Consider the following 12,310-nt stretch of genomic DNA (forward strand, 5'->3'; position numbering starts at 1 on the left):
ACAGAAATTTGTTTGTTGTTTACTAAAATCTATCATGAATCGGGATATTAAATGGAACAGATTATTGAAACATGGGTTGTACAATTTCAATACATTGGCATGTTTTTTATATTATCGCTTGGAATCGTCGGTCTTCCCCTACCTGATGAAATTCTGATAACATTTATTGGATATCAAGCATCGCTTGGAAAACTTTCATTACTCGTTTCATTTATGGTTACGTTCTTTGGTTCCGTTCTGGGGATTTGCGGCAGTTATGCATTAGGAGTAAAATATGGCCTTCCATTGCTTCAAAAATATGGATCCAAATTCCGATTATCGGAAAGGAAAATCAAACAGACACAGCAGTTTTATATTCAATATGGTCCGTTTTTTGTAACTTTGGGTTACTTTATACCTGGTATACGTCAACTTGTTGGGTATTTGGCTGGAATTTCGAGGATCCGCTTTCGATCATTTCTTATTTTTGCATGTTTCGGTGGATTTTTGTGGTGTGCTCTTTTCCTAGGGTTAGGGTATGTGTTAGGTGGAAATTGGGTAATCATTGGCCAAATGCTATCTTCATATGGGGGATATTTTAGTGTAGGTATCCTATTCTTATTTGTAGGAGGCTTTTTATATTGGAGAATGTTTAAGTTGCTGGGAGAAAAGGTGACAAATAAAGGGGCGAAATCAATAATGAATTCCGGTATGCGCAAATTTTGGAAAGATATTTCAGATAATCCTCAGAAAACATACACGTATTCGACTATTTTTCTTTATATATATGTAACGGCGACTGGTGCATCCGTTATGGCACTGGAACTTGCCGCATCCAGATTTTTAGCTCCGTATTTTGGTACATCTATGATCGTTTGGGCGAATATTATTGGTCTGATTTTATTTTCTCTATCTTTGGGATATTTTATTGGCGGACATTTGGCTGACCGCCATCCAGATGGTCGTATTTTAATGTTGATAACACTTTCGGCAGGTGTTTGGTCGTCGGCACTACCTTTATGGGGGCACTTTATTTTCCGTTATTTATCGGCCGGGATTCTAGGAACACCTATTTTTACCATACTTATTTCATTTCTGGCAATCCTTCTTGTTTTTGCGCCACCTGTGTTTCTGTTGGCTATGGTAAGCCCTTTTGCGATTCGTCTTGTTGCTGTAGAACCACAGGTTGTGGGGAAAATATCCGGTAAATTATACGCCTTCTCGACACTTGGCAGTCTGGTTGGCACGTTTGGTACTGCATTTGGCACGATTCCGTTTTGGGGAACCCGGGAAACCTTATTTTTCTGGTCTGCGATTTTAATCGCAATCAGTGCATGGGGACTCCGCCACGTAAGGATGGGGAGATTTGTCTCATTATTTTTAATGGTTCCCGTGTTCTTTTATCTTTGGTTTCACGGTCCGGTAAAATCAGGGAAAGGTGTACTTTGGTCGAAAGATACCTTATATCAGTTTGCTCAAGTCATTCGTGAGCCGGATGGTTCGACAACACTGGTATATAATGAAGGGGGTGGCATTCAATCCATTCGCCGTCCTCACGACGCTCTTTCCGCCACAGACTATTATGATGATTATCTGATTTTACCGTATCTCGTTTCCCGTCCTAAGGATATTCTTGTGCTTGGTTCTGCAGGCGGAACAATTCCTCGACTTTTGGCAAAATACGATAAACCGTTTTTTCCCCAGTTAAGTGTAACTGGTGTCGAGATAGATCCCGACATCATTCCATTGGATTACAAATATTTTGGTCTTAAACCAGAAGACGCGAAGATTGTCAATCAGGATGCCCGCGTATTTTTAAATCATACATCCAAACGTTATGATATCATTATTGTTGATGCATATTCACAACAAATTTATATTCCGTTTCACTTATCAACTGTCGAGTTTTTCCGAGATGTTCGTTCCAAATTACAACCTGATGGGATTGTTGCCCTGAATGTGAATGCAACAACACCAGATTCAAAGCTTCTTGTTTCGATGGAAAAAACGGTTCATACTGTCTTTCCTTACACGTATATACTAAAAGCCCGCGGCCTATACAACTATGTTTTACTGGGTTCTATGAATCCTCTGAATATCAATCAGCTTGGTAACATGAAAGTTTCCGGTTCGATCCAGCCTATTCTCGACGAATGGCAAAATTCTGTTACACAAATATCTGAGCAGCAAATGCGTAACGGGTTAGTTTTGACTGATAATCGAGCGCCCGTTGAAATGATGACGGATTCTATGATCTTTCAATTTGTACGTAAATGAGCCAACGTTTTGTGTTAATATAGGAAAAGCAGGCAACTATGCAGCCTGCTTTTAAGCCTTATTCAAGATCACCAATTCCTCGATTGATTCAAATAATACTGTTTATTTTAAAACATTCGTTTGACGGCTGTCAGATGTTTATTCCAATAGGAACCAGGCGCGACTGATAAATATCCGACTTTTCCCAGACCGCCACCTTCTTCAATCATCCGATTGTTTCCAGCATAAATTCCAGTGTGTCCACCATTATCAAAGATTAAGAGATCGCCAGGTTTCACTTGGCTCTTTGGAACGGGTTTCCCTACGCTGCTTGCTTGAACGCGACTGGCACCTGATATTTTGTAACCCAAAGCATGACGGTATACATAGGCGGTATAATTTGAGCAATCAAATCCGAATTGTCCACGGTCCTCGTTATGCCCCCAAACATATGGAGTGCCCAACTTGCTTTGCGCAACTTTCAAAACAGCAGCTTCTTTGGCTTGCTCGGATGCATTCCTTGATGCTAACGGGCGAATACTTGTATCCATACGGACTCCTGATGGCAATGCACCATTCAAGCCTGTTGTAGTCGCTGCAAACGAACTATTTACCATTCCCGGCGCTAGGGTCAAAAGACCAAGTGATACTACACTGATGACTGCTTTTTTCAACATAAAAATCCACTCCCTTTTACCTTCGAGGTTAGTTGTCGGATTCGGATGATGGATCACCCTACGTACGATGTACGATTCACCCCAAGCCATTCACATGGCAAAAAAATCCCCCGTACCAGATTACCTGTCTGGATTCGGCATGTATGGAAGTATACCATGAAATATATACGGTATCATTATAAAGACATTGGAAGAATTGGCGGATCGAGCCTATCTATTAAAATTCACCCAGCCTAGCGAATGGAAGAATGCAATATAAAAACTTAAAATGGATTTGGGTTTAATACAGAGATTGGTACTTGATAATTGAATAGCTAACTAAGAAATAGTAAAACATCTTTACCATCACTTGCTGAATCCACGATCTCAATCGCTTTCTGCAGCAATAGCTTCGTATTCCCACGGTTGACACCTGTTTACGTACGATTAGGAACTAAAGTACAGAAATCATTAAATCATCATTGCGATGGACTAACGCTACGTTAGAAGGACGTTACAACCGAATTAAAACGTCTCAGCTCCGACCCCTACTTTACTCGTAATCGAATCGCTAAGCCAGGGTATTTTAATTGAATGCAATCGTAAGCGATTCACAGGTTAATTGAGTCAAGCACTAATTTTGGTGTAAAGCTAGAATTACAAATTTAAATTAAAAAAATTTACTGATATGATCGACCAATATCATATGGATGTCAAATACAGCCACGTATAAATGATTGTTTTACACGCTTCATAATTTCTTCATAAGTTTATCATTCTTTCATCACATTTTTTATTTGTAATCAAGCTCACTAGCCAGGTAACATGGCCTGAGTGCTGTATAACGCAATCAAATGAGCGTTAGAATCTGAATAACTGAGTATTCAAGTCACATATATCAATTTAATAATTTAGGCTAATTGAATTTTGATACAGATCGGAATTGTATCCGTTAAAACACTTCTTCAAGAGGGTGATTCAGTCAATTTTGATAGAATAATAGTTTTTCACTATAAAAGTAGTTGAAAAACAGTATTGTGAAAACGTTAATATTATATCCATATTGGAAGATTTTAAAGGAGGATAATATTTATATGTCACTAACAGAACAAACATTTACATTGCCTCGATTGAATGAACCTGCACCTGAATTCGAAGCAGTTACTACTCAAGGTCCAATAAAGTTGAGTGATTTTAAAGGTAAGTGGGTTGTTTTATTCTCCCACCCTGCTGACTTTACTCCCGTGTGTACAACTGAATTTGGTGGTTTCGCAACACAAGCAACTGAATTTGAAAAACGCAATGTTCAATTAATCGGGCTTTCCGTGGACAGTGTTCACGCTCACTTAGCATGGATTCGTGATATTGAACGCATTTTTGATACAAATGTAACATTCCCTGTTATTGCAGATTTAGATACAAAAATTTCAAACCTCTATGGGATGATTCATCCTGGTGCAAGTACAACAGCAGCTGTTCGTGCAGTATTTGTTATTGATGATACTGGAGTACTCCGTGCAATGATCTATTATCCAATGAGTGCCGGACGGAATATTCCAGAAATTCTCCGTGTGATTGACTCTTTACAAACAACTGATGCAAATAAAGTGTCGACTCCTGCAAACTGGCAACCAGGCGAACCTGTAATTGTACCAGCCCCATCTACCCCAAGTGCTTTCGAAACAGAAGAGGAAGCGACCGAGAAAGGATTAGATTATCGAAGCTGGTATTTGCGTTTTAAAAAATTGAATTAAACGTCTATTTCAAGATAAGTGACCTTGAGTAGTTTCAGATTGTTGATTAACTGATAAATTTCTCATAGGCATGCACACAATATAGGGCTGTCCAAAAGTCATAACTGACTGAAGGACGCTCCTTTGTTTTAAAAAAAGATAAAAAGAGATCAATAAATTTGGTGAAAAATCATTTTTATTTCTCAAGCAATCTGCGAATTTCGGAATCTGGGCATCGGAGTCTTTATGATTCTAGGGATAATTGCCACAAGTGAGTGACTAATTTTTAAAGTCCACTGGATATGTTTTGATCGCTTGCATCAGTATCAATTGTATTTGTACTGTTCAAAAAATTCTGTGTTAGAGCGAAATCACCGGTATTAAACGCCCCTGATCCAGCACAGGTCTTCGTTGCTTCCTTCGGAACGATGGCAGCGGCATCTCCGACCTGTAAAATACCACCGATATTGATACTAATCGCTTTAAACGCACCAATCATTGCAGGCATTAATATCCCCCTCATTTCATTCATTTCGAATCCACAATAGCCTATGCAAGCGAATCACTTAAGGTTATTCCGCTTGTATTTTATTTTTTAACATCTTGCTTGGTCGGAGTGGTATGGTATACATTGAAGATGTATGGATCGTAACAAAAATCGTCTGGGATGCGACGTTAGCGTTTGTTGCAATTATCCTAATCTCAATGATTCTGGATGCAGCCTTTTTTTGATTAGTCTGCCTTATTTTATATGGCACGTTTGGCGAGGGGAAGCGATTTGTAAATATTATATTGCTTGGAACAGTTGTATCACATTTTTTTGAATAACAGCACGTATCAACAGGTCGGTTATATCGGCACAAGTGTAAACGTTTAAATTCGAAGAAAAACGGATATTGCCATTCGTCATGGCTAGCGGCGATTAAACTCTAAGTTATCGAAATTATAGCGTTACGATCACTGTTGCAGATTCTTTAACCTTGTATTAAACTAAGCATGATTAATATAAACTTTAATTTTCATGAAAGTCATGGCGCAAACAGTCAACAATGGGAAGTATTTCTATACTCCCTAATTTGTTGGCTTTTTGCTTTTTCGATCAAGTGGTAGATGTTACAAAAACAATTCGAATATAATATTGGTAAGTATAAAAGTGGCCCCTTTGGGAATATTATTTTCGTTACTAATAAAAGAAAGGAAGATCAAGAAGATGAATCATGGAATGGCCACTGTTTCGATTGAGAAGTATCAATCCTGCATCGATGCTTGTAAAGCATGCCTTACGGAATGCGAACTATGTGCTACCTCTTGCTGTCGCATGCCAGACGCTTCCCAAATGAGCCAATGTATGGAACATTGCAGAGACTGCGCTAATATCTGTGAATTAGCTGTACAGTTCATGTCGAGAGACAGCCAATTTGCCAAGCAAGTGTGCGGGCTTTGTGCCACGATTTGCGATGCATGTGCAACTGAATGCGCCAAGCACCAAAATCCAACTTGCCAAAGCTGTGCAGAGGCGTGCCGTAGATGTGCGGAGGAGTGCCGAAAAATGGCTTCATAATTTAAAATAGAAGCTTACCGTATGCTTGTAACGCAATTCAAATAAAATCAAATTGTTTTTCAAAATACCATTTTTATAAAAGGAAGTAGGCGTGACTTGCTATAGTGCTGTTGCGTCTATTTCATTTTATACATGTTGTGTGTATACAGCTGTAAAAATTAGATTCGCAATACTAATGAAATTTAAATATACAGTCGATATAAATCGATCCTGATTTCCATTTATTATAGATCCTGAATCCGTGACGACTGTCGCCGATTGCAGGGAGATGGCACAATAAAACCTCCATCAAAGCACTTCATAAATTGCTTTGGGAAATATTGAAAAATATTATTGAATAATTAGGTCGGTCGTAGTTTTTTTGAAAACCTAAGCTCAGAATTCCAAATATCTATGAAAATCCAGAAAATCAATTAGTATTTGAAAGATATTTAACACTACAACGTAGTCTATTTTGACCACTCAAGCGGTACTTTTATGACGCTTTTTTCTGTGTGAACGGTAGGCTTTGGCGTTTGATTTTTGGTAATACGCAACATCCCGTACCGCTTTTCTGATGGCGGACGGGTCTTGTGTTAGCGCGGCTATGATTAGGATCAATGCTTGCCGCATTGTCAAGATGGAATGGCTGTCGCCGTTTTCGTTTTTTTTTTGAAACTGTTTGCGTACTTCCAATACAAATAGATGCGCAACCATCACGAGCAACATGTGCCTATGCCAGCCTATGTAGGATCGCGTTTCGTAATGAGCCATTCCGAGAAAGCTTTTACACTCTTGGAAGCTTTGCTCGATTGGCCAACGTAAGGTTGCGGCATGGTGCAACTCGCGGACGTCGATGTCTTCTGGAGCATTGCAAACAGCGTATTTGATCCGTCCATCTTCATACTTGCGGATATAGAGCCAGAGCTCCTCACCATCCTTGCCATCTTGCAGTTCAATAACACGGCAATATTTGACCAACGTACGCACCGGTCCCTTGGAGCCTTCCATTAATACAATTTCTTCCCAGGGCAAAGATTCATCTTGTGCAAGGGAAGAGACCGGGACGGCCGGAACAGAAGGAACCAGCTTGGTTGGCGGTTTCCCGCGACCTTTGCGTTCTGGCAGCGCCCAGTTCGGACGTTCCCGGAATACACGCTGATTGCTGTGGATATCCGCAAAGAACAAGACGGACTCAGGCAGGCCTTTCCGAAATTCGGCATCGCAGCCGAAAGCTCCATCGCAACCAATCCATTTGAACTGGAAAGCGTGATGTTTTACGGATTCCTGGATCATTTCAAGTGCAAGTTGCGGCTTGGTGCGAAACTCAGTTGTTTCCGGAATGCCGCATGATGACCAGTACGCCTTGCGCTCACCATCGAACCACGCCTCGGGCAGATACAGCCTGGCGTCCAGCAAACCGTAGCCGCCGATCCCGGAATAACCGATGAATACGCCAGCTTGGCAGTTTTCGACTTTCCCTTTGCTGCCGCAATATTGTCGCCAGACGCCTGCAGATTTGGTTCCTTTCTTGCCAAAATCGGAGCCGTCTATTGTAATCATACCGTTTGGATCGTTTGCGATAGTGCAGACCCTGCTCTGATAGGTTCGCTTCATTTGCTGGTCATCCCACGGGGCGTCTTTAAGAAAGAGCTGCAGCGTGCGAACTACCTTTTCATCTTCATACCGCAAGGCAATCGGTTCGATGCTTTTGCGATCCAGGTCGCTAAGCAGCCCTTTGATATAGGTTTCGCCGTTTTGCTGCTGATCACTGCGAGAAAAGCAGGATGAATAGCGATTCAGGTACTCGGACAGAGCAGATCCCAAATCGGCGACAGATTGTTCATTTAATCCGGCTTCGGTAAACAAATCCGGACTCCAATCAGGCGTACTTAGCATCATATCCCATACCCTCACACGCTCCAAATTGGGATTCGGTCGCAGAGGATATTGGGAAATCAGTTGCAGCAGTTTGCGATTTATCAGGTAAAAGAAAACCCCTTTGCGGTTGCCGTGATAAACAAAGGTTTTCCCCACTTTGCCAAAGCCGCGAGTTTCACCCAAGTATCGCCAGTTGGCGGCTTTGTAGCAGGTGCCTTGATAGCAAGTGAAATCTACGAAGGTTTCCACGGCATAGGGTTGATCGCCATAAATCCTTGGCCAGTCACACTGAAGCAGGCGAAGAGATTGTGATAAGATATGAGAAGCCAGATTCTTAATGCGAATCCAAGGCAGAATGAGAAAACGGTTATTGTTGACGATATGATTGAGAAGATTAAGTCTTCCAGTTTCTCCCCAACCCAAATAACTGTCCCTTACGCCGATTTTTAAAGAAGCACGATGAAAGCTAATTGCGGCGATAGGCATGTCTTTAAACAGCACCAGATACTTGATTCTGGGACCGATCATTTTGTCATAGCCAAGATAATGCCATGTACGAACCATATGGTTCCAGACGCTTTCATCCTCGGTTCCGTTAACCAAGACGAATGAAAGAGGTTGAAAGTCTCTCAACTTCCCTACAATAGGCTGCTGGTTTGTCCAGTAATCGTACATGCTGCATCCGTCCTGTCTTTGATGTACCCAACGACCGAATCCCGCTTTCAGCATACACTAATTTCAGGAGTTTGTCTACCGTTTTTAGACTACGTTGTAGTGTTAAAAGCATGTTCCAATACAATAAACAACTTCTAGAAGAAATTTTAAAAATGGATCAATTACATAGTTAAAGGAAGGTTCTGTTAAAGTCCAATGTTGATTTTTGATTGTTGTCCAAAGTCCTCGTATACGTTTTTTTTTCGATTATATTTTGATTACAATTTTAATCCATTTTTGTTTGCTTTATCGTTTACTTTACGATTACCATTGCTATATTATAAACATTTTTGCAAGAAGTATTTCTACACTTTCAATATGAATCGAAATAAAGCAGAAGTCTTGCGTAAAAAAATTCAACATTTCGATAATTTTTCTACTTGTGCAAATGCATATAATATATTAGCATTCATACGTAATAGTACAACAAGAAGTAGAAATTACAAATAATTGTATTTGTTTTTTCATCTGGCTTCCACATATGATGGGTATAATGGTAACTATAAATGAGCAAAAATACTTACAAATTTATACAACAAAAAAGTATAGACTGCCTCTAGGCCAGCTTTAATTGTTGCAAAACAGCTTCAATAGGTACTTGATTCTTTGCAGATTCATAAATCCATTGGACGTAGTCCACTTTTACTTGCTTTCGTACCATTATAAGTCCATCTCCAAATTTTGAAGGCTGACCTAAACCGATGGTGCAATATAAATGTGTCAGCGAAAGTAGTATCCAAAGTCGTTCTATTGCACGAATGGAACGAACTTGATATCCATCAAAACCTAGATTTTGTTTAGTTTGCCGAAAGAAAATCTCGATCGGCCAACGGCGACTATAATAATCAAGGATGGTTTGTGTCTCTAAGGATACATCTGTACACAGAAAAGCATGTAATACTTTCGAATTTTGAAACGCATCCAATGGCCAGCAAAGGAGTACCACCGCATTCTCAATGCCATTTAAAGCTCCTTCATATCGATACACCCAATAGGTTGATCCGTTTACGGTCACGAGGCAAACGTCCTGTTTGGTCACATACGATGCGAAGGTACTAAGTGAAACTCGAATCCCTTTGGGATAGAGAATACGGTTTGTTTTGAGTGCACCAATCAGATGGTATCCTCGCTCTGCATAAGTATTCATAAGTTTTGGGCATGTATACCATGAATCGACCAATGCATATCCAGAATAAGGTGGAATCGGCATGGTTTTGGCCAAATCACAAGCGTCATCAATTTTGCTTTGGCTCGATTTATCATAACGGTGAATATCATGAATGAGAGAATGTTCTCCACATTGAACAATCGTAGCCTGAACTTGATGACCCCAAACGGTTTTTCCTTTTAAGTGGGAATGATGGTAGTCTGTTTGTTCGATTGGGTGTTTTGCCTGTGACGAAGGCTTTGTCTTCTCACTAACCGTATCATCATGAATCACAAAAATAGGCTGTTCTGTTTGTTTGGCATGAGACAAAACAAATGAAAGCGATTCTTGTTTTACAAGTCTTTGGATATACGATTCGTCCCAAACACCATCCGAGAGAAAGTGTCCAATGGATGTTCGATGACATGAACTCCATTCCGCTATATCTACCACTTTACCACGATACCCTTTAGCGGTAGCTGCAATAAAAAATTCTTGAATATGCCGCAAGGCAGGCTTTGAAACATATAAGGATAGCCTACGGCTTTTTAAGAAATTGATTATTGCTTCGTGGTTTGGTATGGTAGTATTATGAGACATTTGTGAATCCTCCAGGTATGGTTTTGTGTGGTAACTTAATCTATACCACAGGAGAGGACAAATGTCTCTATTGTTTTTAATTGGTAAAGAAATGGAAGCGAATTTGCTCATTTATAGCTGGTAAGTAAAATGTACAAAGATTAAGGAGATATTTAATGAAACTAAGTCCGACAAATCTCGCTCTAGGAGCTGCCGTAGGAGCTCTGATTGTAGGGGGTTCTTGGTATTTCACGGCCAATCGCGGGAACGTTCTCGCAACGGTGGACAACACCCCCATTACCCGTTCCGTCTTTTTGAAACAACTAGAAAATACAGGAGGATCTCCGACGTTGTTACAATTGGTTTCTGATCAATTGATCCGGGATGGAGCTAAAAAATATAATATCACATCTTCCCAAAGAGACTTGGACAACGCACTATCCCAATTGAAACAATCCCAAGGCATCACAAGCGATGCCCAATTAAATGCGCTTTTAGCCCAGCAGCACATGACGCAGAAAGATCTGCATAACCTGCTGGAAACCCAGGTTTTGGTGCAAAAAATTGGGGAAAAAGATGTAAAAATAACGAATGCAGAAATTAAAGACTATTATGACAAAAATAAAGATCAATTCGCCACACCGGAATCTGTAACCGCTTCGCATATTCTGGTAAAGACAGAAGATGAAGCAAAGAAAGTGGAACAACGTCTGAAAAATGGCGAAGATTTTGCGAAAGTTGCAAAAGAGGTTTCCATCGATCCCGGATCAAAAGACAAAGGAGGAGACTTGGGTACGTTTACCAAAGGCCAAATGGTCCCCGAATTTGAAAAAGTTGCATTCAGCTTAAAACCGGACCAAATTAGTGATCCGGTAAAAACGCAATACGGTTGGCATATCATCAAGGTAACGGCACATACACAACCCAAAACGCCTACGTTGGATGAGGTAAAAAAGAAAATTATCGATACGTTGAAACAACAAAAAGCGGTTCCACCTGTACAAGTCATTGCGAATTTAGCCAAAATTTTCAATGTAAACATTAACGATCCTAAGTACTCGGTTGTACTAACGCAAATTCAGAATGCACAACCAACGATTAGCAACGGTCAATAAGATCTATCTGAACCAGTGAGGATTCAGGTAGATCTTATTAAGAATCCTTATTGATCCCTTGATTTTGTCGGCCAAACTTTACTCCATTATTTTTTGCAACAGCTCACCATCTGTTTGTCGCTGTTTGGTTTTTTCATTCTTGTTCGCCGTTAGAGAGTGACACGGCAACCAAGTATTTAGGAAAGTACTTTAAAGTTACTATCTTTGGCTAAGGGTTGATCGTAAAAGATGGACTTACAAGTAACGAATATGGATGGATACCGATAATCCATGTTCAAAATAAAAACGGATGCATAAGAAGGGGTAAAGACAACGTTAAAATGTTGTCTTTACCCCCTTCAAAGAACTCCTATCCACGAAATTCAAATAAATCAATATTATTACCGGTGATGACCATGACTGTGTTCACCACCATGCTCTCCGTGACCATGACCGTGTTCACCACCGTGCTCTCCGTGACCATGACCGTGTTCACCACCGTGTTCTCCGTGACCATGACCGTGTTCACCACCGTGTTCTCCGTGACCATGACCATGTTCACCACCGTGCTCTCCATGACCATGACCGTGTCCACCACCATGCTCTCCATGACCATGGCCAAACAAATCTCGTAATAAACCTGACATTTACGATCACCTCAATTTTTCTAATGTTTAGCACCTTAACTATACACGTCAATTTTGAAGAAAGTATGAAGAAAACCTCATGTC

The 12,310-nt window shown here is 40.4% G+C and carries 9 protein-coding genes, 1 pseudogene and 1 riboswitch; of the genes and pseudogenes, 6 read left to right on the plus strand and 4 right to left on the minus strand.

Features of this window, described 5'->3' with window-relative positions; all coding sequences use genetic code 11:
• Window positions 1–51 precede the first annotated feature (51 nt).
• A complete protein-coding gene (locus tag LSG31_RS09220) occupies window positions 52–2,256 on the plus strand; it encodes a fused MFS/spermidine synthase (RefSeq protein WP_347438994.1) in 2,205 nt (734 codons plus the stop codon).
• 107 nt (window positions 2,257–2,363) lie between these two features.
• Here the strand turns inward: LSG31_RS09220 and LSG31_RS09225 are convergent, their stop codons facing one another.
• Window positions 2,364–2,912 (minus strand): C40 family peptidase, encoded by a 549-nt coding sequence (locus tag LSG31_RS09225; protein ID WP_347438995.1) that lies wholly within the window; start codon window positions 2,910–2,912, stop codon window positions 2,364–2,366.
• A gap of 2 nt (window positions 2,913–2,914) precedes the next feature.
• Window positions 2,915–3,062, minus strand: a riboswitch (cyclic di-AMP (ydaO/yuaA leader).
• Between the two features lie 923 nt (window positions 3,063–3,985).
• Between LSG31_RS09225 and LSG31_RS09230 the strand changes: the two genes are divergently transcribed.
• Window positions 3,986–4,645, plus strand: coding sequence for a peroxiredoxin (locus tag LSG31_RS09230; protein WP_347438996.1), 660 nt, complete (start codon window positions 3,986–3,988; stop codon window positions 4,643–4,645).
• 265 nt (window positions 4,646–4,910) lie between these two features.
• Here LSG31_RS09230 and LSG31_RS09235 read toward each other — a convergent pair whose 3' ends face one another.
• Window positions 4,911–5,132 carry a spore germination protein gene (locus tag LSG31_RS09235; protein ID WP_347438997.1) on the minus strand — a complete coding sequence of 74 codons (222 nt, stop codon included), beginning with the start codon at window positions 5,130–5,132 and terminating at the stop codon, window positions 4,911–4,913.
• A 74-nt stretch (window positions 5,133–5,206) separates the two neighbouring features.
• Between LSG31_RS09235 and LSG31_RS23320 the strand changes: the two are divergent.
• Both LSG31_RS23320 and LSG31_RS23445 read left to right on the plus strand, forming a co-directional pair.
• A pseudogene (locus tag LSG31_RS23320) lies at window positions 5,207–5,356 on the plus strand (ArsB/NhaD family transporter); the annotation flags it as partial.
• A gap of 490 nt (window positions 5,357–5,846) precedes the next feature.
• Window positions 5,847–6,185: a four-helix bundle copper-binding protein gene (locus LSG31_RS23445; protein ID WP_488349831.1), complete on the plus strand. Its 339-nt coding sequence runs from the start codon at window positions 5,847–5,849 to the stop codon at window positions 6,183–6,185.
• Window positions 6,186–6,647: 462 nt separating this feature from the next.
• On the opposite strand, the gene LSG31_RS09245 is transcribed toward LSG31_RS23445, so the two are convergent.
• Together LSG31_RS09245 and LSG31_RS09250 are read right to left on the minus strand one after the other, a co-directional pair.
• Window positions 6,648–8,720, minus strand: coding sequence for an IS701 family transposase (locus LSG31_RS09245; RefSeq protein ID WP_347438998.1), 2,073 nt, complete (start codon window positions 8,718–8,720; stop codon window positions 6,648–6,650).
• A 595-nt stretch (window positions 8,721–9,315) separates the two neighbouring features.
• The gene (locus LSG31_RS09250) at window positions 9,316–10,506 is read right to left on the minus strand and encodes an IS701 family transposase (RefSeq protein ID WP_347435415.1); all 1,191 of its coding nucleotides are present in this window, start codon (window positions 10,504–10,506) and stop codon (window positions 9,316–9,318) included.
• A 155-nt stretch (window positions 10,507–10,661) separates the two neighbouring features.
• Here LSG31_RS09250 and LSG31_RS09255 point away from each other — a divergent pair, with 155 nt between their 5' ends.
• Window positions 10,662–11,600: a peptidylprolyl isomerase gene (locus tag LSG31_RS09255; RefSeq protein WP_347438999.1), complete on the plus strand. Its 939-nt coding sequence runs from the start codon at window positions 10,662–10,664 to the stop codon at window positions 11,598–11,600.
• A 395-nt stretch (window positions 11,601–11,995) separates the two neighbouring features.
• A complete protein-coding gene (locus LSG31_RS09260) occupies window positions 11,996–12,214 on the plus strand; it encodes a hypothetical protein (RefSeq protein WP_347439000.1) in 219 nt (72 codons plus the stop codon).
• Window positions 12,215–12,310: the final 96 nt, after the last annotated feature.

Source organism: Fodinisporobacter ferrooxydans, assembly GCF_022818495.1.
Lineage (GTDB): Bacteria > Bacillota > Bacilli > Tumebacillales > MYW30-H2 > Fodinisporobacter > Fodinisporobacter ferrooxydans.

Coding starts and splice junctions, on each gene's coding strand:
- LSG31_RS09255 (WP_347438999.1), top strand. CDS start 10,662: ATGAAACTAAGTCCGACAAATCTCGCTCTAGGAGCTGCCGTAGGAGCT.
- LSG31_RS23445 (WP_488349831.1), top strand. CDS start 5,847: ATGGCCACTGTTTCGATTGAGAAGTATCAATCCTGCATCGATGCTTGT.
- LSG31_RS09235 (WP_347438997.1), bottom strand. CDS start 5,132: ATGCCTGCAATGATTGGTGCGTTTAAAGCGATTAGTATCAATATCGGT.
- LSG31_RS09245 (WP_347438998.1), bottom strand. CDS start 8,720: ATGTACGATTACTGGACAAACCAGCAGCCTATTGTAGGGAAGTTGAGA.
- LSG31_RS09250 (WP_347435415.1), bottom strand. CDS start 10,506: ATGTCTCATAATACTACCATACCAAACCACGAAGCAATAATCAATTTC.
- LSG31_RS09260 (WP_347439000.1), top strand. CDS start 11,996: ATGACTGTGTTCACCACCATGCTCTCCGTGACCATGACCGTGTTCACC.
- LSG31_RS09230 (WP_347438996.1), top strand. CDS start 3,986: ATGTCACTAACAGAACAAACATTTACATTGCCTCGATTGAATGAACCT.
- LSG31_RS09225 (WP_347438995.1), bottom strand. CDS start 2,912: ATGTTGAAAAAAGCAGTCATCAGTGTAGTATCACTTGGTCTTTTGACC.
- LSG31_RS09220 (WP_347438994.1), top strand. CDS start 52: ATGGAACAGATTATTGAAACATGGGTTGTACAATTTCAATACATTGGC.